Annotated in this window: 19 protein-coding genes; 6 read left to right on the top strand and 13 right to left on the bottom strand. The window is 70.6% G+C overall.

Features of this window, described 5'->3' with window-relative positions; genetic code table 11:
* Positions 1-144: 144 nt before the first annotated feature.
* Complete coding sequence (locus ACIA8L_RS50270; protein WP_395916454.1) at positions 145-390, bottom strand: hypothetical protein; 246 nt, start codon at positions 388-390, stop codon at positions 145-147.
* A gap of 200 nt (positions 391-590) precedes the next feature.
* Here ACIA8L_RS50270 and ACIA8L_RS50265 point away from each other — a divergent pair, with 200 nt between their 5' ends.
* Both ACIA8L_RS50265 and ACIA8L_RS50260 read left to right on the top strand, forming a co-directional pair.
* A complete protein-coding gene (locus tag ACIA8L_RS50265) occupies positions 591-833 on the top strand; it encodes a GntR family transcriptional regulator (protein WP_395916452.1) in 243 nt (80 codons plus the stop codon).
* Between the two features lie 718 nt (positions 834-1,551).
* Complete coding sequence (locus tag ACIA8L_RS50260) at positions 1,552-2,817, top strand: PP2C family protein-serine/threonine phosphatase (RefSeq protein WP_395916451.1); 1,266 nt, start codon at positions 1,552-1,554, stop codon at positions 2,815-2,817.
* Positions 2,818-2,827: 10 nt separating this feature from the next.
* On the opposite strand, the gene ACIA8L_RS50255 is transcribed toward ACIA8L_RS50260, so the two are convergent.
* Positions 2,828-3,208 carry an ATP-binding protein gene (locus ACIA8L_RS50255; protein ID WP_395916450.1) on the bottom strand — a complete coding sequence of 127 codons (381 nt, stop codon included), beginning with the start codon at positions 3,206-3,208 and terminating at the stop codon, positions 2,828-2,830.
* 158 nt (positions 3,209-3,366) lie between these two features.
* Here ACIA8L_RS50255 and ACIA8L_RS50250 point away from each other — a divergent pair, with 158 nt between their 5' ends.
* Both ACIA8L_RS50250 and ACIA8L_RS50245 read left to right on the top strand, forming a co-directional pair.
* Positions 3,367-4,215, top strand: a complete 849-nt coding sequence (locus tag ACIA8L_RS50250) for an MEDS domain-containing protein (protein ID WP_395916448.1) — start codon at positions 3,367-3,369, stop codon at positions 4,213-4,215.
* Entirely contained in the window at positions 4,212-5,180 is a 969-nt protein-coding gene (locus ACIA8L_RS50245; RefSeq protein ID WP_395916446.1) for an anti-sigma factor RsbA family regulatory protein, read from the top strand. The genes ACIA8L_RS50250 and ACIA8L_RS50245 overlap by 4 nt, the downstream gene beginning before the upstream one ends.
* A 306-nt stretch (positions 5,181-5,486) precedes the next feature.
* On the opposite strand, the gene ACIA8L_RS50240 is transcribed toward ACIA8L_RS50245, so the two are convergent.
* From ACIA8L_RS50240 to ACIA8L_RS50200, 9 genes are all read right to left on the bottom strand, one after another.
* Entirely contained in the window at positions 5,487-6,755 is a 1,269-nt protein-coding gene (locus ACIA8L_RS50240; protein WP_395916444.1) for a low temperature requirement protein A, read from the bottom strand.
* Positions 6,756-6,853: 98 nt separating this feature from the next.
* Positions 6,854-7,438 (bottom strand): TetR/AcrR family transcriptional regulator, encoded by a 585-nt coding sequence (locus ACIA8L_RS50235; RefSeq protein WP_395916443.1) that lies wholly within the window; start codon positions 7,436-7,438, stop codon positions 6,854-6,856.
* Positions 7,431-8,267, bottom strand: coding sequence for an alpha/beta fold hydrolase (locus ACIA8L_RS50230; protein WP_395916441.1), 837 nt, complete (start codon positions 8,265-8,267; stop codon positions 7,431-7,433). Before ACIA8L_RS50230 ends, ACIA8L_RS50235 begins: the two co-directional genes overlap by 8 nt.
* Before the next feature lie 431 nt (positions 8,268-8,698).
* Entirely contained in the window at positions 8,699-11,716 is a 3,018-nt protein-coding gene (locus ACIA8L_RS50225) for a fibronectin type III domain-containing protein (protein ID WP_395916439.1), read from the bottom strand.
* Between the two features lie 236 nt (positions 11,717-11,952).
* Positions 11,953-12,105 carry a hypothetical protein gene (locus ACIA8L_RS50220; RefSeq protein WP_395916437.1) on the bottom strand — a complete coding sequence of 51 codons (153 nt, stop codon included), beginning with the start codon at positions 12,103-12,105 and terminating at the stop codon, positions 11,953-11,955.
* Positions 12,106-12,493: 388 nt separating this feature from the next.
* On the bottom strand, positions 12,494-14,569 hold the full coding sequence (locus tag ACIA8L_RS50215; RefSeq protein WP_395916435.1) for an ATP-binding protein: 2,076 nt from the start codon (positions 14,567-14,569) through the stop codon (positions 12,494-12,496).
* A 355-nt stretch (positions 14,570-14,924) separates the two neighbouring features.
* The gene (locus ACIA8L_RS50210; protein WP_395916433.1) at positions 14,925-15,083 is read right to left on the bottom strand and encodes a diguanylate cyclase domain-containing protein; all 159 of its coding nucleotides are present in this window, start codon (positions 15,081-15,083) and stop codon (positions 14,925-14,927) included.
* 9 nt (positions 15,084-15,092) lie between these two features.
* Positions 15,093-15,251 carry a hypothetical protein gene (locus ACIA8L_RS50205; protein WP_395916431.1) on the bottom strand — a complete coding sequence of 53 codons (159 nt, stop codon included), beginning with the start codon at positions 15,249-15,251 and terminating at the stop codon, positions 15,093-15,095.
* Positions 15,206-15,835 (bottom strand): hypothetical protein, encoded by a 630-nt coding sequence (locus ACIA8L_RS50200; protein WP_395916429.1) that lies wholly within the window; start codon positions 15,833-15,835, stop codon positions 15,206-15,208. Before ACIA8L_RS50200 ends, ACIA8L_RS50205 begins: the two co-directional genes overlap by 46 nt.
* Here ACIA8L_RS50200 and ACIA8L_RS50195 point away from each other — a divergent pair.
* Positions 15,824-16,390: a glycosyl hydrolase 53 family protein gene (locus tag ACIA8L_RS50195; protein WP_395916427.1), complete on the top strand. Its 567-nt coding sequence runs from the start codon at positions 15,824-15,826 to the stop codon at positions 16,388-16,390. The two genes, ACIA8L_RS50200 and ACIA8L_RS50195, sit on opposite strands and share 12 nt — an antisense overlap.
* Before the next feature lie 111 nt (positions 16,391-16,501).
* Here the strand turns inward: ACIA8L_RS50195 and ACIA8L_RS50190 are convergent, their stop codons facing one another.
* The gene (locus tag ACIA8L_RS50190) at positions 16,502-17,245 is read right to left on the bottom strand and encodes a carbohydrate-binding domain-containing protein (RefSeq protein ID WP_395916425.1); all 744 of its coding nucleotides are present in this window, start codon (positions 17,243-17,245) and stop codon (positions 16,502-16,504) included.
* Between the two features lie 262 nt (positions 17,246-17,507).
* Between ACIA8L_RS50190 and ACIA8L_RS50185 the strand changes: the two genes are divergently transcribed.
* Positions 17,508-18,530 (top strand): LacI family DNA-binding transcriptional regulator, encoded by a 1,023-nt coding sequence (locus tag ACIA8L_RS50185; RefSeq protein WP_395916423.1) that lies wholly within the window; start codon positions 17,508-17,510, stop codon positions 18,528-18,530.
* A gap of 57 nt (positions 18,531-18,587) precedes the next feature.
* Here ACIA8L_RS50185 and ACIA8L_RS50180 read toward each other — a convergent pair whose 3' ends face one another.
* Positions 18,588-19,871, bottom strand: coding sequence for an ABC transporter substrate-binding protein (locus tag ACIA8L_RS50180; RefSeq protein ID WP_395916421.1), 1,284 nt, complete (start codon positions 19,869-19,871; stop codon positions 18,588-18,590).
* Positions 19,872-19,901 lie beyond the last annotated feature (30 nt).

Below are 19,901 nucleotides of genomic sequence, written 5' to 3'. Positions count from 1 at the left end.
CGAGAATGTCTCGCCAAGCAACTGACCGGCACAGCCGTCTGGCCTCGCTTTCCGCGGCCGCTGAGACCGTCTAGGAAGCAGGTCAAGTTTCGACTTTCGCAGCCGCGTTCCCGTCATCCTGTCGGCCGACAGGATGCGGGAGCATCAGGCCAAGGCTGCCAGCGCATTTCGCGCGGCATCTGCCGACGCATGTGGGATGAGAATTTCGCGGCCACCGATCGGCTCGGTGAGGTACCAGACTTCCTGCGGGGGCGCCTCGAGCTTGGCGACGGTCACGAATTCGCCCGTGCCGTCCGGATCGGCCGTGCGGTACAGGTACAGGGCCGTGGCTCCATCACCGCTCGCGATCACCACTGGCTCCGACCGGTGCACCGGCTCCATGTCTTCCAAGTAGGCAGTGCACGCGTTTCTCGAGCACCAGCCCGGATGCGTCTCAGCGGTCATCGTTCCCCCTGTCAGCGGTAGAGGCACGCACAAGCAGGTCGGACTCCGCCGCCGCTCCCCCGCCTACGATAACGCAACTCGTTCCTACTCGTCCATACTCGCCCCGTGGCGATTAAAGACGGGTGGCGACGAATAGTTTCCTGGTCATGGTCGATCCCGACGGCCCTACACCGCTCTATGTGCAGCTCGCCGATCTCATCGAGGGCTTGATCCGGGACGGCACGATACCGGCCAACCGGCCTATCCCTTCCGAGACGACGCTGCAGCAGCAGTACGGCGTTGCCCGCGGCACCAGCCGCAAAGCCGTTGAGCTGCTCCGCGAGCGCGGGCTTGTCTTCACCGTGCACGGTAAAGGCACCTATGCCGTCGAGACACTACCGCCGGCCTGACCGAACAGCCGGGTCGCCGAGTTAGAACGGATACCACTTGAGGGTGCCGTCGCCACTCGTGGTGCGGTAGCCGAGCGCGGCCGCGGCCCGCCGGACCCGCTCGGCCGCATGCTCCGATCCCTATGCCCGGGCAAGTCGCCCGCGCCTACCACAAACGGCGCAGGCAGTGCGCGGACGATCTTCAGTGCCGCCGCTCAGTGAGCTGTCCGTCTCGGCTCGAGCCGCCCACCCATCGGTAAGGCCGACCGCGACGGCATACCAGCGCAGCCAGACATACACCGCGGCGCGGCTGAGCCCGATCCGTTCCCGGCCGAGGCAGCCCGGCGCGGCGTCAGCTGCTGCGGAAGGTCCGGATCGGGCCGGTCGACCAGCCCCCGCGGAACCCGGCCGGCAGCGATGCGGCGGGCCCGCCGCCCTCACGGCCCAGCGTCGGGCCCAGGGCCCACGATGAGGCTATACCGCCTTGGACCTGAGCGTCACCGTGCCATGATCGACAGCGAGCACACCGGTCCACGACAGCCGCCGAACGGGTGATGCCGCAGGCGGCTGTTCGGGCGGAATACCTCGTCGTTCGCCTTGCGCCGCGCATCATGTGCGCAAGTCCGCTCCGCCGCAGTTGGGGTTTACCGAGCGGCGTGCGCACTATGGGACGCTGGCACACCCCGGGCCGGCTCCGAACCCGCGCCACGACACGAGAGGCACGATGGACACGGCAGGCATGAGCGCCCTGAACACCCTCGCCGGGCGACTGCACCACGCCAAGCCGGAAGACCTGCCAGGCATCGCCGAGGACGCGGCGATCAGCCTCGGCGCTACCGCCACCACCCTGTACCTCGTCGACTACAGCCAGGTCGACCTGCTGGCGCAGGTCCCGGCGAACCGGCCGGCACCCGACCCGATCCCGATCGACGGCACGGTCGCCGGGCGCGCGTACAGCACTGGCGTCCCGACCCGCATTGCGGACCTCCAGACGGGTGGCGATCAGTTGTGGCTGCCTGTCGTGGACGGCGCTGAACGCGTCGGTGTCTTCGCGGTGACCTTGAGTGCTGCAGCGGCCGCCGACCCTGCTGTCCAAGCCAACCTGCAGACCTTGACCACCCTGCTCGGACAGATCCTCGCTGCCCGGCACGGCTACGGCGACGCCCTGGAGCGCACCCGCCGCCGCCTGCCCATGCAACTCGCCGCCGAGATCATCTGGACCCAGCTGCCGCCACTGACCTTCGCAACCGACCGCGCCACCGTGGCCGCGATCCTCGAGCCTGCCTACGACGTCGGCGGCGACGCGTTCGACTACGCAGCCAACGGCGACACCCTCCACGTCGCCCTGTTCGACGCCGTCGGCCACGGCATCGAGGCCAGCTCGCTGACCGCCCTGGCGCTCAGCGCCTACCGCAACGCCCGCCGCTGCGGCCTCGACCTCAGCGATACCTACCGTTCCATCGACAAGTGGGTCAACGCCCAGCACCCCGGCAGCTTCGTGACCGCCGTCCTCGCCGAACTCGACACACCGAACGGCACCTACCGCAAAATCAGCGCCGGACACCCCGGCGAGCTACTGCTGCGCAACGGCCGGTGCATCGCCGAACTCCCGGCTCCGACCGCCATGCCCCTCGGCCTGGGCAATCTCGTCGACCCAATCCCCGGCATCACCGAGATCACGCTCGAGCCCGGCGATCAGCTGCTGCTTTACACCGACGGTGTCGTCGAGGCCCGCACCGACGCCGGCGACCTCTTCGGGGTCGAACGCCTCACCGACTTCGTCACCAAAGCCCTCGCCGACCAGCTCCCCGCCGCAGAAACCATGCGCCGGCTCGTCCACGCCATCCTCGCCCACCAACACGAGCGACTCCAGGACGATGCCACCGCCGTCCTCGTCGAATGGAACGGCGCGCCGGTGCCCGCCGCCACCGATGCGCCGCCTCCGAGCTTGATCAGCAACCGATCCCTCCCGGCCCCTGACGCGCTGACCGTCCCGTCGCACTAGCAGGTGCGGATCACGGGCAGGGCGGCAGCCGGACCCAGACCTGCTTGCCGTAGGCGCGGTGGGCAGCACCCCAACTGCTGCTCAGATGATCGACGATCCACAAGCCGTGGCCCTTGGCGCGATCCGGTCCAAACAGTTGCGGTCGGTGCCGGGAGGGGTCGGCAACCGCGACGGTCACCGAGCCGGCCGTGAGGCCGACCGACACGGACAGGCAGCCGCCCGCGTGCTGCACCGCGTTGGACACCAGCTCCGACACGATGAGCTGCACCTGATCCAGCCAATGCTGGTCAACGCATCCCCGGGCGCGCAGGGCGGCCACCGCAGCATGCCGGGCAGCGCCAGGGGCACCGGCCCCGGCGGCACAGTCCAGGTGAATGTCGATCCACGGCACAGCGCATCAGATCCCGGAAGATACGAGGAGCGGACCCCTGCACCGTACCGCCGGGCAGCGCCGTGCAGCACGTCCAAGCGCCCCGGACCGGCATCGTCGCTCGGCTCGGGTGCCGCCGCCGAGAATCGGTCGGGCCGTGGTCGATGTATCGTCGATGCGTGGAGATATCGTCCACTGCGCCGACGACCCCGACGGCCACACATGATCACCGCTGTGTCGTCTTCGACGACCTGGCCGGCTTCCGCGCGCACGCCGGCGGGTTCCTCGCCGAAGGGATCACCGACGGGCAGCAGGTGATCTACGTCGGCGCAGACCACCCCGACCGGCTGGCCGCCGACATGGCCGGCGTGCCCGGTTTCCGCGCCGCCCTGCGCACCGGGCAGGCGAGCGTCGCCGCACTGGACTCCCTGTACACGCTCGGGCAGGCCTTCGACCCCGAACAGCAGGTGAGTGTGTTCGCCTCCACGGCCGACGCCGCGCTTCGACGGGGGTTCACCGGGCTGCGGGTCGCGGCCGACATCACCGCCCTGGCCGCGGACCCCGCCCTGGCCGGCGGATACGCACGGTATGAGCATCTCGTCGACCGGTTCATGAGCCGGCGCCCGGTCACCGGCATGTGCGGGCTGCGGCGCGGCACGCCCGACGCCGCGACGGTGACCGCGCTGGCCTGCCTGCACCCGACGGTCCGCAGCGTCCAGGTGCCGTTCCAGCTGCACAGCTCCGCCGACGCCCAGGTCAGCGCCGTGCTCACCGGCGAGATCGACACCACCTCACATAGGCTGTTCGCCGCGTCGCTGCGCCACGTCGACCTGCCACAGGTCGACGGTCACGTCGTCCTCGACGCTCGCGGCCTGTCGTTCATCGACCACCGGGGGCTGCTGCACCTCGCCGACCGGCTCCGCGCGCAAGGCGCCACAGGCACCCTGCTGACCGCGGCGCACGGCGAAGTCCTGCGGATATTGATCGACCTGCTCGACCTCGGCGACCTGCGGGTGGTCACTCCATGAGGACCGGCGCCGCCGCTGCGCACCGAGGCTACTTCCACGAGACCGGCTTCTACAGCTCTGACCAGGAGTTCCTGAATCTGGTCGGGCCGTTCTTCACCGACGGGCTGCAGGCCGGGGAACCGGTCGTGTCCGCGTGCGCGCCGCACCACCAGCAACTCCTCCGCGACGTGTTCGGCCCGAACGCCGGCATCCGGTTCGTCGACGGCGACGGGCAGTACCAGCGCCCGGCCGGCGCCATCCGCCAGTACCAGGCCATGTTCGCCGACCTGGTGGCCGACGGCGCGACGCAGATCCGCGTCGCCGGGGACGTGCCGCACCCCGGCGTCGGTGCGCTGTGGGACGGGTGGGCCCGCTACGAGGCCGCCGTCAACATCGCCTATGACGACTACCCCGTCTGGGGACTGTGCCCCTACGACACCCGCAGCACACCAGCGCACGTCCTGCACGACGTGCGCCGCACCCACCCCCACATCGCCACCGCGACCGGGCACCACCCCAACCCGGCGTTCCAAGACCCGGCCACCGTCCTGGCCGAGGCGCGTACCGGCTGGCGCGACCCCCTCGAGCAGCACCCGCCGCACGACGAGCTGGACGACCCCAGCCCGGCTCGGGCCCGTGCCGCGATCACCGCACTCGCCGCCGCCACCCAGCTCAGCCGCCACGACGTCGACGGCCTGCTGGTCAGTGTGAGCGAGGCGGTCAGCAACGCGGTCCTGTACGGCGCGGCCCCCATGCGGGTGCGGATCTGGGCCGCGTCGCAGCGCATCGTCGTCGCCGTATCCGACGGCGGCCCGGGTCCGGCCGACCCCTTCGCCGGGCTCCTGCCGGTCACCGCCCTGCACGCCGGCGGGCGCGGGCTGTGGCTCATGCACCAGCTGTGCGCCCATGTGAGTCTGCAGCGCGAACCCGACGGGTTCACGGTGCGGCTCGTCGCCGGCAAGCCGCCACCGGCGTTGCCATCCTGACCGCCGCCGCTGGCCACGGCTGTACGGTGCCCGTGGTGGCAGCCGGCCTTTCCTGACCCGAGGCCCGGGCGCTTGTGCGCTCGACCGGGGATGGCCTCTGTCGGCGGCCCCGGCGACGTACGGGATGACGGGCTTTGCGGGTAAAGCCCGCTTTGACGATCAGGTGACACGTTGCCTGGAGGCGATGCAGTGCGCTGCGCGACGTTGGGACCGGCGCCGGACGTCAACCCGACGAGCGGACCGCCGAATGATCGGGTTGTGCCGGCACGGGCACTTCAGGTGCGACGGTTGGTTCTCTGGAAGAGTTCATGAGGCGCTCGGCGCGGCCGGTGGCGCTTCATCGGTGGCTGCGGCCTGGATCGGCGTCAGTCGTCGTTCGAACCAGAGGTGGGCGAGCACAGTCAGGGCGAGGTAGAGCACGAGTGTTCGGCCGCTGGCGGCGGTGGCGAGCAGGCCGAGCAGGAGCGGTGCCACGACGCCGGTGATGAGCCGTGAGACCGTTCTGAGCAGGTCGGAGCTGTGGCTGGCCACACCGGTGGCCACGCCGAGGGTGAAGTAGGCCGCGACCGCGCCGCACAGCAGCCAGCGACCTGGGCCGGGCAGTGGGTCGGAGCCGTGCTGGACCACCGTCGAGAGCGGCAGGGCGATGGTGGCGACGACGCCGGTGATCAGGCAGTGCAGACCGAGAGCGGCGCGGATGGGGACGCGGCCGGCGCGCAGGTGCGGCAGGCCGGCGTGTCCGTAGACCACGGACAGGCCGAACATGCCGGCCAACAGCGCGAAAGACGCGATTGCGGTGGCCAGCAGGCCGATGCCGTATTGCGCCTCGCTTGCGGCCGCGACGACCTGCAACACCGATTCGCCCAGCACGATGATCACGAAGAGTCCCAGCCGCTCGGCGAGGTGGGCCGGGTCAACCGAAACTCCGTGCATGACCGGCCCGGTGCCGGCGGGGCCTGCTGCTCGTGGCCGACGCCGAGTCCGTTCCGGCGCGGTGAGGTACGACTGGACGCGCTTCAGGATGCTGCTGCCGGACAGGACCAGGATCAGGATCAGGTCGAGGCCGACTCCGGCGGCCCAGAGCCCGAGCTTCCAGTGTTCGCCGGTCCAGAGCGACGCGAACCAGGGCAGCAGTCCGGCCGAGTACTGCACGACCGGGAAGTCCAGCAGTACTGCGCCACGCTGCCACAACTTGGACCCGTAGACGCGGGTGGCGATGTATGCGATGGCGAAGACGTTGAGCGGCAGGATGTCGCTGCCGTGCCCGAGCACGGTGTGCGCCACGCCCGGCACGGACGCGGCCATGACGCCGAGGCCGAACATGCCGACCATCAGCCGTAGCACGCGGGTCTGGCCGGCGGCGACGTTGCCGTACAGCATGAACGTCGTCCAGGACAGCCACAGCGCCAGGAACAGCAGCGCGTAGAGACTGAGCGCCGCGGCGTCCAGTTCAGGCCCGAGCACGTGGGCCAGGGCGGCCACACCGGCCACCGCTACCAGGTCGAAGAAGAGCTCGGCCCAGCTCGCGTGCCGCTCGACCCTGGTGTCGTTCGCCTCTTGGTCGATGGTCACCATCAGTGACCGCCGGATGGCGGGGTCGCGGAGATCGTGAATGCCCGGGTGGTGCTGATGTCGGTCCTCCGGTGTGAGGTGGTCGGGTCGGCGACGATCCGTCAGCCGCTGCTGGCGGCGATGGTGTGCAGGCCCTGGTCGAGAAAGGTGATCATCCAGGTGAAGCTGTCGTCAACCGATGCGTCGATCCGGAACCCGCCGGAGGCTTCCAGGGTCGAGAACCCGTGCAGGGCGCTGCGGAGCATCCGAAGAGCGTGAATCTCCTGGCCGGCGTCCAGGTGGTAGCCGCGCAGCATGGCCGCCCAGGAGGCGATCACCCGCGCAACGGCGGGGATGATCGGGTCGTCGGGTCCGGTCGCGCGGGAAGCGGCAGCATCGGCGGCCGCGTACCGGCCGGGGTGTTCCCGCACATAGGTCCGCATCGCCTGCGCGCCGGCGGCGAGGGCCTCGCTGCCGGCCCGGCCCTGGATGGCGTCGCGAATGGCGTCAGCGAACTCGACCATGGTGATGATAGCGATGCGGTGGACCAGATCGGCCTGGCTGGTGACGTGTTTGTAGAGCGCGGGGGTCTTGACGCCGAGTCGCTCGGCGACCATGCCCATGCTGAGGTTCTCCAAGCCGATCTCGTCGACCAGAGCGGCGCCGGCCTCGGTGACCGACAGCGGGGTGAGCCCGGCCCTAGGCATTCGCCAGCGTCTTGTCCAGGAACGGCCGGGCCAGTTCGAGGACCCGATCCGGGGTCTGAGCGTGCGCGTAGTGACCGGCACCCTCGATGACGGCGAGCTCACCGAGGCCCCTGGGCAGATCAGCGAGAATCTTCTCGCCCTCGACGCGGGGGTCGGCCCAGTCGGGGTCCAGGCTGCCCTCGATGACCAGCACCGGGCAGGTTACGTTGACCAGCTGCGCCCCCGCGTCGGTCGGGCTGGCCTTGCACATGGCCTGCAGGACCTTCATCCGGCCGGGCTCGCTCAGCTTCGCCTCGATGCGCGCCAGTTCCGCGCTCCAGTCGGCGGGCTTGACCGGGTACGCCACGTCGAGGTATTTCATCCAGCTCGCCAGACGCCCCAGAAACATGACCTGGCCCATCTGGCTGTAACCGGTCCGGTAACGTTTCACCCGCATCAGCCCGCCGAGGTCGAAGGGCTGTACGCGGGTGAACGGCGCCAGCTCGATGACGCCGTTGATCAGGTCGGGCGCGGTGGCGGCCGCGATGGTCGCCGCGCCGCCGCTGATCGACTGGCCGATGATCACGGCGGGACCGCCGAGGTGGCGCACGACGGCGACGAGGTCGCCCGCGATGTCGGTGCGGCTGTATCCGTCCCAGCCCAGACTGGAGTCGCCGCAGCCGCGGATGTCGACGTTGGCGACCCGGTACCCGGCGCCGGCCAGGGCCGGAGCGAGGAAGCGGTAGGAGTGCCGGCTGTCGCCGATACCGTGCGCCAAGACGACGAGCGGGCCCTGTCCGGACACCTCGTAGGCGAGGGTGTTACCGCCGATGTTCAAGAACTCGGTCACGACGACCTCCACAGCATTGGTTAACGGTGCTTGCTTGGAGGTTAATTGCATTAACTACGCGGGTCAAGCGATCTTCCTCGTCGGTTCGATCCCTGAGGACCAACGACAGTGAATCCGCCGCTCAGCCTCGATCCACCGATGAACATCGAGATGTGTGGTGCCGTCGACGCTGGGGTCGTTCCTTCGGTTCTTCACGTAGGGTCGCGCCCTGCAGCTGGAGGCCGCTCAGCTGTCGCGCGAAAATGCGGCTGCTGCCGACGGTGGCCAAGAGCAGTACCCAGGCGACCGCACTGAGCTGCCGTTGCGTCCTGCGGTCCCCGGCCCGCCAGACCTTGCAACCGACAAGGAGGCGGCGGCCAGGGCCAGCGCGACACAGATCATCCACACGTGGTGAGCGCGATCCCCGCCGCCCGACCCGACGCCGGGATGCGTCAACTGAGCCGCTGCGAGCGGGGTCGGCGGCCGGCCAGGGTCAGGGCCGTGCCCGCCGCCATCGAGGTGAGCGCCGCGGTCAGCATGCTGCTCACCGCCATCCCGGTCACCGGCAGCGACGACGAGCTCGCCGCGACGGTCACCGCGACCGAGACGGTGTGCGACGCGCCGTTCGCGTCCACGCCGAGCGCGACCAGGGTGTGCGTGCCGGCGGCCAGGTCGGCCGGAATGGTCACCTCCTGCCGTACGTCACCGCTGGCGTCGGCCACGGCGTCGACGAGCACGACCGGGGACGAGAACATCGAGATCCGCACGGTGGAGTACGGCGCGAAGTCGTGGCCGAGCACCGTGATCTTCTCGCCCGGCACGGCGGTGCTGATGGCGCCCTTGTCCGTGGTGAGGGTGGCGTCGGCCGCCGGTGGGGTCGACGGGACCGGCGGGAGCGCGGGTGTCACGCTGCCCGACACGCCCGCGGCCGAGTTGCGCCCGTAGACACCCTTCGCCACCACGGTGACCGTGTACGTGCGGCCGGCGGTCGCGCCGAGCACACAGCCGCCGCCGGACGGGCCGGTCTCGCAGGTCGCCGGGCCCGGGTCGGCGGTCACCAGGTAGCCGCCGATACCGGAGCCGGCCGCGCCCGCCACCCACGTGACCGCGATCGAGGCGTTGCCGGCGACGGCGGTGACGGCCGGCGCGGCGGGCGCGATGCTGGGCGTCGCCTCCTGGGTGGTGCTGGGGCTCGAGGCGATGGTCCCGCCGGCGACCGCGGTGACGGTGACCGTGTAGCCGGTGCCGTTGGCCAGTGCGCTGATGGTGCACGAGGTGCCCGGCGAGGCCTGCGTGCACTCCACGACGGGGGTCGACTGCCCGGTCGGTACCGCTGCCGCGTGGTAAACCACGGTCCCCGTTCCCGTGGCCGGGACCCAGGTGACGGTGAGGGTACCGTTGCCGGGCTCGACCGTCGCGATCGTGGGGGCGCCGGGTCCGGCCACGGCGGCCAGCGCCGACGACGGCGACGAGGGAGTGCCGGAACCGGCCCCGTTGACGGCGATCACCTTGACCTCGTAGGAGGCGCCCGCCTCCAGGCCGGACAGCGTGCACGGGCTCGCCGACGGCGCGGCGCAGGGCCCGCTGGCGATACTCGTGTACGAGCCGCCGTTCTTGGCCACCTGCACCTGGAATCCGGTCGCAGGTGCGAGCGGGTCGGGCGTGAGCGTCCAGGTGACCTGCAGGGCCCGGTCGGCGTTCGCGCTGAGCGTCGGCGTCGACGGCTGGCCCGGGGCGTTGACCGCGGTGACGGCCGACGACGGAACGGATTGGGCGCCCTCGATGCCCGACGTCACTGCGGCGATCGTGAATCGGTACGGCGTCCCGGCGGTCAGTCCGGTGACGGTGCACGGCGACGTGGTGGGTGTCCCGGCACAGGTGCCCGCGCCGACCGGGACGTACGACCCGCCCGAGGCCGAGACGTAGACCTGATAGCCGGTGACGCTCCCGGCCGGTGCGGTCCAGGCGACGGTGATCTCGCCCGGCGCGGTCACGGACACCGGGCCCGGCGTCGGCGCGCCCGGGGCGGCGAGCGCGATGAGCGGCGTCGACGGGCCGCCGGCCGAGCTCGTCCCGGCGGCGTTCACGGCGAGCACCTTGAACTGGTAGGAGCTGCCGGCGGTGAGCCCGGTGACCGTGCACGGGCTGGTGACCGTGCCGGACGAGCAGGTGCCGGCGGGGACGGCGGCGTACGATCCGCCGCCGACCGAGACCTGGACCTGGAAGCTCGTGGCCGGCGCGGCGCTCGTGGACGGATCGGTCCAGGACACGCTGATCTGTACGTCGCCGGTCACCTGCGACTGCACGTTGGTCGGGCCGCCCGGTGGCTCGATCGCCGTGAGTGTGACGGCGCTCGACTTGTCACCCTCGATGCCGCTCTGCACCGAGGCGACCGCGTAGTAGTAGGTCTGGCCAGGCGTCAGCCCGCTGAGGCCGCAACTGACCGCGGTCACCACACCCGAGCACGCGCCGGTGGACACCGCGGTCCAGGGCCCGGAGGCCGACGTCGACTGGTACACCAGGTAGGAGTCGGCGCCACCGGAAGGCGCGTCCCACTGCAGCGTTCCCGCGCCCGGGCCGGCCGCGGCCGAGACGGACACGTTGTCGGGCGCGGCCGGGCCGAGGGTGGTGATGGTGACCGTACCGGCGGAGTAGTTGTCGCCGTCGGAGTAGCTGGCGGCACCGTCGAGGGCGGTCGGGTCGGCCCAGCTGGTACCGCCCCCGCCGGGGCCGCCCTTCGTGCCCGGGGTGGAGGTACCGCCGCCGCCTCCCCCGCCGTAGCGCCCGCCGCCGCCACCACCGCCGGCCTGGTCGGCCGAGGGCGCCCCGCCACCGGCACCACCGACGCCGAGGGTGCCGGCGCCACCACTGAGCCCGACGCCGACCGCGGCCCCGGCCGATCCGCCCGCGCTCTGCGTGGCCGCACCGCCGCGGCCGCCGAACCCGGCGCCGGGCAGTGACATGTTGTAGGCCGGCTGCGGCGTGTTGCCCCCGCCACCGCCGCCATAGACATCGCCGCCGCTCGCCCCGCCTCCGCCGCCGGCGATCACGATGCGGTCGGACAGGCCGCAGGCGCTGGTCGCCGCGCAGCCGCCCTGCCGGATGTCGGTCGCCCCGCCACCGCCGTAGCCCTGCGACGCGGTACCGCCGCCGTTCCAGCCGGCTGACGCAAGGCCACCCTGGCCGCCCACCATGACCTGGAGCTTGTTCCCGAGCCCGGCCGGCGTGGTGATCACGGCGGTGACGGCGCCGCCCGGCCCGCCGTTGCCGCCGCCGCCCGCCCCGCCCTTGATCGTGACCTGGAGCTTCGTCGTGCCGGCTGGGATCGTGTACGTCTGAGCCGAGCCCGTGTAGGACAGCGTCGTGGAGGCGGCGTAGGCGGGCTGCGCCTGCGCCGCCACGAACAGACCGGTGCCGAGCGTCGCGGCGAACGCCGCGCCCAACAGCCGCGAGACCCGACCGAATCGCACGAGACCCCCCATAACCCTATGTACTTGTACAGTAGCAATAAGTAATCACACAGTTCGCGATTCACCCCCGTGCGCTCTGTTTGCTCGGCAGTGGGTCCGCCACCGCCGCACGGTCCGCAGCGCCACTCCGGCGTCGCTGGGCACGCGGCCGGTGGCCACCCGGGATCGCCGGGCTGTCCGGGATGATGGAGGGGCGCCGATCCGGGAGCGTCCGATGCTCCCGGATCAGCGCTTGGCTACGCCGCCTGCACGCTGAAGCGCTGCCGTTCGGCGTCGATCGCGAGGATCCTGACCGAGACGTGGGCGCCGACGGGCCACATCTGCTGATGCGCCAGGCCGGTGAAGCCGTCAGACTCCACGAACGAGCCGAACGGCACCTGCTGGGTCACGACACCGTCGATGACGGCACCTACCGGATGGCGAGTGAGAAACTCCGCCCACATCTATGACCACGCCAATAACATCGGCCCCACCGTTTGGTGGAACGGCGAAATCATCGGATCCTGGGCGTGCCTCACGGACGGCATCCGCACCCACATCCTCGCCGACCGGGCCGAGCAGCAAGAGCCGCGGTCGAAGAAGTCGCTGCCGACCTGCACGCCCGCCTCGGCGGCGCCGTCATCGTCCCCGCTGTGCGCACCGCGTGCGAACGCCACCTCAGCGACACCCGGTGAACCAGGCTCGTGCATCTGGTTCAGGTGCTCGAACCGCCGCCACGGCGGGCCTCGGAGACCGGCCCCAGGCGGCGCAGCTGTTCGACGCCGTCGGTGTGCGTGACTACCCGGCGACCGGCGCCGGCCGCGGTGTGATGCCCGCCCCCCGTCCCGAGCCGCTCTGGGCGGCGGCGCGGGGAATGTTGAGGATGAATCGGGCGCCGCGGGGCCGGTTCGGGGCGTAGATGATCTGCAGGCCGCCGGCCTCGGCGAGCCGGGCGACGAGGTAGAGGCCGAGACCGGTACCGGGTTTGGTGGTCGCGACGCCGCTGCCGGCGCGGGTGAACCGGTCGAACAGATGTGGGACGAACGGCTCGGGGACGCCTTCGCCGCCGTCGCAGACCTCGACGCGGATTTGGTCGGTGGCGTTGACCACGACGACCTCAACGGGTGGGGCGCCGTACTTGGCAGCGTTGCCGAGCAGGTTGCCGATGATCAGCTGCAGGTGGGCCGGGTCGGCCCACCCGATCGTCTCGTCCGGCGCGGTGATCACGATCCGTTCGTCGCCGACGCTGGTATGGGCGGCGGCCGCCTCCCGGACCGCGTGGGCGACGTCGAGGCGGATCGGCCGGGCGACCAGGGCACCGGCGTCCAGCTGGGCGAGGGTGAGGACCTCGGTGACCAGGCCGGCGGCGCGGTGCCCGGCGACGGTCATGCGCTGCACGTACTCCTGCCGATCGCGGTCGTCGACATCGTCCCAGTCGCCGAGGAGAACTTCGCCGAACGTGACGACAGTGGTGAGTGGGGTGCGCACGTCGTGGCTGAGCATGGCCATGAAGTCATGGACCTGCGTGTTGGCGCGCTGGAGGGCGGCGGCGCGTTCGGCGAGTTCCACGCGGTGCTGCTCACGGTCCCGTTCCAGGGCCCGCTGGGCGGTGACGTCGATGACCTGCATCGCGACATGCTCGACGCGGCCGGTCTGGTCGTGCAGCGAGGTGCAGGTCGTCGACACTTCGACGACCCGGCCGTCGGCGTGGCGGAACCGGCGGTCCCGGTCTCGGCCGCAGTCCCCGGCCACCGGGTCCGGGGGGCCGGGATCCTCCGGGTGCAGCAGGTCGGTGAGGTGCTGGCCGACGAGGTCGTCCCGGCCCAGCAACCGCCGCACCGCCGGGTTGGCCCGCACGACCCGTCCGCTGGCGTCGATGAGCAACATGCCGATGCGGGACTGCTCATACATGCTGCGTAGCCGCTGCTCGCTCAGCTGCAGGGCCCGCCGGTTGCGCCGCGCCCGCGTGGTCGCGGCCACCACGAGCAGCCCGACCACGCCGGCCGCGGCGACCGCGGCCTGCCCGGCCAACTCGGGGCCCGCGAGGGACGCGAACAGCACCGGCTCGCTGACCGCGGTCGACAGCCGCCACGGTGTCCCGGCAATCGCCTGGGACGTGTAGCGCCACCACACACTGCCGCGGTGGAACCGGCCTTCCCCATTGCTCTGCAATGCTGCCGCGAGTGGTCGGTCAGCCCGTTCGAGGGTCGGCGCCGCCGGGTCGAACGTGCGGTTCGCCGCGACGATGCCGCCCGTGGCGTCGACGAGCTGTACAAGCACGCCGGGCAGCGAGATCGCGGAGCTCAGATACTCCGACAGGCCGCTGCTGGCGACGGCGACGGCGCCGGAGAACACCCGCCGCCCGGACGGGGTCGGGAACGGCACCGCGAACGCCGCCACCGGCACACCACGCGCCGCCGACGGCACCGCCCCGGACACCGCCGGGCGGCCGTCGACAACCGCGGTCCGCAGATGGGCGTACCTGACGGTCAGATCGGCGCCGAGCATGTCCGGCTGGCGCGGGGCGATCTGCAGCACTCGCCCGTGCTGGTCGAGCAGCACCGCAGCCGGGTAGCCGAACGCGCCGACCGATCGCAGGAAATCCCGCTCGCTGACGGTCGGGTCGGTCAGGAACGCCTGGGCCTGCACCTGCTCGCGCTCCAGCAGGTCGGCGACGTAGCTGACGACGAAGTCGCGCATCAACACCGCACGGGCGGCGAACCGCTGGACCGCCGCGTCCCGGGCCCGCTGCTGCAGATAGAGCACACCGCCGGTGCCGGCAGCAGTCGCCACCAGCCACACCACCAGCGGCACCGCCACCAGACGCCACGTCCACCACGGCAGCTGGGTGCGCGCCCATGTCAGCCGCACCATTCCATGATCATCACCTTTCGGTCGGAGCGGGCCCGTTCCGCCAATTCCGCAACCGGCCGTTGAGGTGGCAGCGGTCCCATCGCCGGAGAGCCTCACCCCCGGAGGAAATCAGAGGGTTCGTCACCGGAAAACGGGAGCTCAGGTGGTGCCGGGCGCGACCGGCTCGGCCTGTTCGAGCGCGTCGGCGAAGCCTTCCGCTGTGGCGACGGCCGCCCACCCGATGGAGCCCTCGACGCCGGCCGCGTCGAGTTCGCCACAGATGCGCGCGATGACGGTGGGCGCGTCGTCATCGGTGCAGCGGTCCAGCAGGAACCCGAACTCGTCGCCGCCGAGCCGCGCGACGATGTCCGAACCGCTATAGTGCCCGGCGCATCGCCGTCGCGGCCGCCCGCAGATTGGCGTCGCCGACGGCGTGTCCCTCGCTGTCGTTGACCAGCTTGAGCCCCTCGATGTCAAGCATGGCGACCACTGTGGTGTCGGCGAGGCGTTCGTAGCGGGTCCAGGCCCCGGCCACGAGCTGGTGTCAGGCTTGCCGGTTGGGCAGGCCGGTCAGTGCGTCGGTCTCGGTGCTGCGTTCTTCCCGCCGCAGCGCGCCGGTGACCCGGTCCTGGGCCCGGTCGCCCGCCAGTGCTGCCGTCAGGAGCCGGCCGAGCGGCGCGAGCAGCGGCTCGGCGTCGGCCATCCGGGGATGGTCGAGGTAAGCCCGCGGGTCGAGGCCGCAGATCGCGCCGAACAGGGAGCCGTCGGGTTCGGCGATGACCGCACCGGCGTAGGTGCCGATGCCGATGAGCTGGTTGACGCCGGCGGCTGCGTACGCCGGGACCCTGCTGGGCGTCGCGGGCGACTGTCGGTGTTGCGCCGGCCGCCATGTGGATGCAGAAGCTGGCTTCCCAGGGGTGGCTCTGTCCTTGCCGAAGGCCGCATCCGTTGTCGGCGTCCAGGTACAGGTATGTTTGGCGGCCGTTCTCGACGCGGGTGACCGCCCCAGAACGCCCGCGGCATCCGGTCGTGGAGGAATTCCAGGACGAGATGCGCGGCGTGTTCGAACGTTACGGCCGCTGGCATGGCGGCGTTCGGAGCGTCCGCCATGGTGTGGACAACGTCCGGCCCGTGCATCGGCGCGGCCGTCTCGGACTCGGCCGGGACCGGTTCGGCGGCTTCGACCTCCGTGCGGCTGTCGGCGTCCGCGGGCAGGCCGAAGGTCATGCGGGTCCCGGAGCCGGTCGGATTCCCGGTGGCGTAGATGGTGCCGCCGTGGCGCTCCACGATACGTTGGCAAATACCGAGGCCGAGGCCGGTTCCGACGACTTCGAGTTCACCCGGATCGTCGCCGGGCACGGCGGGTCGATGCCCGTCGGCGGCGACATCACCTACCGCCGGATGACCGCGGCGGCAGACGGGCGCTGGGCCGACAGCAGTGGCGTCCAGCGCGACGTCCTGGACATCCTCGCCGCCCGCGGCGTCAACCTCGCCCGCATCCGGATCTACAACCAGCCCGGCAACACCGTCAACGTCGACGGCACGAACTACCGGCTGCAGCCGGGCTGGCAGAACGGGCTGGACGCCGACGGGCTGGAGAACTACGGGGCCACCCCGGACGGGCAGCTGCGATACATGCGCGAGTACCTGCGCGCCATGGCCGCCACCGGCAACGTGGCCGCCGTCTCCTACTGGGATCCGATCTGGATCGACCTTTCAAACGGGGCCGACGCCAACGGCTGGGTCGTCGGCGGTGACAACTCGGTCGAGGACACGACCTTCTTCGGCTACGGCAATCCGCACCGGGAGCAGCCCGGTCTTGCCGCCTTCGGCACCTGGTGACCGCGGCGGTCACGGGCTGATGCAGCGTCTGGGTCGGGTCATAACCGGTCATTTCCCGCTGCAGTGCGACGAGCCGGTCACCGCAGCGGTGACCGGCTCGGAGGCGGTGGGTCAGATGGCGGGGACTTCGACCCAGAAGCGGGTGTTGTTGCTGCGGTTGGCGGAGTTGCTGTTGATCTGGTCGCGAATCCAGTAGACGGCGGTCTTGTAGCGCTGGATGTCGCTGGTGTTGGGGTTGCTCAGCCCCGATGAGCCGTTGCGGTGCCCGGCGAAGAACCGGTCGATGCCGTAGTAGCTCTGGCTCTGGTTCAGGCACTGCACATCGGCGGAGAGGTTGCTGTTCAGTGCCGAACCGTTGTTCCAGCTGCTCGTCGACTGGCCCTGGAACCGGCTGCAGGCCTGGCGGAGCATGAGCCAGTTCTGCTTGAAGATGCCGAAGTTGGCGGCGTCACCGGTCTTGTTGTCACCGTAGGCGTAGCCGGTGCCCATGTTCTCGGTCTCCAGCATGGCGATGGCCAGATCGAGGGTGTCGGCCCCGGCGTTGAGCACCTGCTGCTTGCGGGAGCCGAGGCCGCTGACCGAGTACGAGCCGCAGCGCAGGCCGGACGGGCACGCGCTGCTGCTGCCGCCGCCACCGCTGCCCGCGTTGGGATCGGCCCGGCTTCCCCGCACGACGCAGGACTGGTTGTTCTCCCAGCCCCAGCCGTCCCCGTCGGGGTCGCTCGCGGAGCCGTTGTTGCAGTAGGGGTACCCGTTCGGGGCATTCTCGGCCGCGGCCGGTGATGCGGCGAGGCCCAGTGCCGCCAGCGCGACGACCGCCATAGCGGCCACGCTCGCGATGCGTCTTCCTACCACCTGTCCTCCTTCCAGTATGAATCGAAGGACAGCAATATATCACTGAACCGGTTAAGCTACAACGCCGACCGCGGAGCATCAAAAGTCGCCTACCTGCGAATGATCTTTATGATGCGGTTAAGTTAAGCCTCGTCCGCTGCGCGGGCAACCGCGGCCGCGGCGGGCCGATCCACGTCCGCGGGCCCGCGCGTGAACCGGTACAGTGCACGAGGTGAGCGCCGCACATGACGGAGACTCGAGCCGGACTCCCAGGCCGAGCCGCATGACCATCCGTCAGCTTGCGGTCAGCATCGGCGTCTCGGAAGCGGCCGTCTCATACGCGCTCAACGGCCGCCCCGGCGTCTCCGCCAAGACCCGGGACCGCGTGCTCGCCGCCGCCCGGGAAGCCGGCTGGACACCCAACATCGCGGCCCGGTCATTGGGCACGTCACGGGCGAACGCCGTCGGCGTCGTCATGGTCCGGCCACCCCGCCAGATGATCATCGACTCGTGGTTCACGCAGATGCTCAACGGGACCGAGGCCGAACTCAACCGCAGCGGCATCGCGCTGGTGCTGCACCTCGTCGAGCGCATCGAGGACACCGTCGACGTGTACCGGCGGTGGTGGGCCGGGCGGCACGTCGACGGCGTGATCCTGACCGACCTGCGGCGCGACGACCCGCGACCGGACGCGCTGATGCAGATCGGGTTGCCGGCGGCCATCATGGGCGGCAACCCCGGCGCCCGCGATCTGAGCACGGTCGACGCCGACGTGACCGGAACCGCGGAGGCCATCATCGGCTACCTGCGGGTCCTGGGCCACCGGCACGTCGCCCGAGTCGCGGGCACGCCGGCGGTGGTGCACACCGGGCAACGCGACACCGCGTTCCGGGCGGCGATCGCGGCGGCCGGGATGGACGTCGAGCGCTATCGCGTCAAGTACACGGACTACAGCGCGCTCGACGGCATGCGGGCCATGCGGGAGCTGATGAGCAGCGCGCAGACCCCCACGGCGGTCGTGTTCGACAACGATGTGATGGCGGCCGCCGCGCTGCGAGTGACCCATGAGCTCGGCCTGTCCGTGCCGGATGACGTCTCGATCGTCGCCTGGGACGACTCGGACCTGTGCCAGATCACGGTGCCGACGATCACCGCGGTCGAGCAGGCACCGGCACACCAGGCCGAGCTGACCGCCCGCGCGCTGCTCGCCGTGATCGACGGCGGAGAGCCGACGCATACCCTGCTGCCACCCGGAACGCTGGCACCACGCCAGTCCACCCGGCCGCTGCGCCGCGGCGCGCGATGACCGCACGGTGCGGGCGGGCGTGCCCGCCCGCACCGTGCGGCATTGTGGTCGGTCAGGTCACTTCAGTTTGGCCTGCGCGGTCGACCACTTCTTGTTCAGGTTGGCGAAGATCTGCTCCTTCGACTCCTTCTTCGCACCGCGCGCCGCGTCGACGATCTCCTGGCGGTACTTGCCGTCGTAGAGGGCGATCTCAGCCGAGTTGCCGATCTTGTCGGCCAGGCCCTCCTTGCCCTTCGGCGCCGGGTTGAGCTCGATGAGCTCGGTTTTGGCGTCCGTCAGCCCGGCCAGCGTCGCGGGCATGGGCGCGCTCTTGAGCGCCGAGACGCCGCCCTGGTCGGTGGCGTAGTTCGACTCGTCGGTGAACCAGTCGATCCAGGCCCGCGCGGTCGCCTTGTTCTTCGAGTTGCGGTTGATGGCGTTCTTGTAGTCGCCGCCGATGACCGAGTGGAACTTGCCGTCCGCCTGCGCCGGGAACGGCCAGTAGCCGATGTCGTCCTTGCTCGTCGCCGCCTGCTGCATCTGCACGATCGACCACGAGCCGAGCATCATCGTGGCGATCTTGCCGGTGCCCAGCAGGCCCTTCGACTGCTCCCAGTTGGTGGTCGTCGGGTCGGGCTCGGTGTAGCCGCCCTTCACCGCGTCGAACAGCACCGAGTCCAGGACGTAGTGCTCCTTGCCGGGGCTCCACGGCGCGTCGTCCGCGGCCAGCTTCGTCGCCGCGTCCGGGTCACCGCTGATGCCGCCGCGCGCGCCCTCCCACTGCCCGAGAGGCCAGCCGTCCTTGTAGTTGGTGTACAGCGGGATCGCGCCGGTCTTCTCCTTGATCGCCTTGAGCGCGGTCAGGAACTCCTCGGGCGTCTTCGGTGGCGTGGTGATGCCGGCCTGGGTCCAGAGTTTCTTGTTGAACACGTAGCCCTGCGCGTTGCCGGTGATGGCCAGGCCGTACACCTTGCCGTCGAAGGTCTGCTCGGTGCGCACGAAGCGGTACTTGTTCTGCAGTTCGTCGACCGTGCCCAGCGGCTCGAAGAAGTTCGGCAGCTGGTCGGCGGTGACGGAGTTGGGGATGAGTAGCACGTCGCCGTAGTTCTTGGTGTTCATCCGGACCCGGACTTCGCCCTCGTAGTCCGTGATGGCCTCGAACTTGACGGTCGTGCCGGGGTACTTCGCCTCGAACTTCTTCTTGTAGTCCTGGAAGACGGTGTTGACGATGTCGGTGCGCTGGGTCAGGACGGTGATCTCACCGGAGATCTTGCCGTCACCGCCACCGGTGTCGCTGTCGCCGCAGGCGGCGGCGCTCAGCATGAGCCCGATCGCCAGGAGCCCGGCGGAGAGTCGTTTCACGAGCGTTCCTCTCTCAATGTGGGGTGTTGG

The organism is Dactylosporangium sp. NPDC051541, assembly GCF_044454505.1.
GTDB lineage: Bacteria > Actinomycetota > Actinomycetes > Mycobacteriales > Micromonosporaceae > Dactylosporangium.
This window is presented reverse-complemented; position numbering and strand designations above follow the sequence as displayed.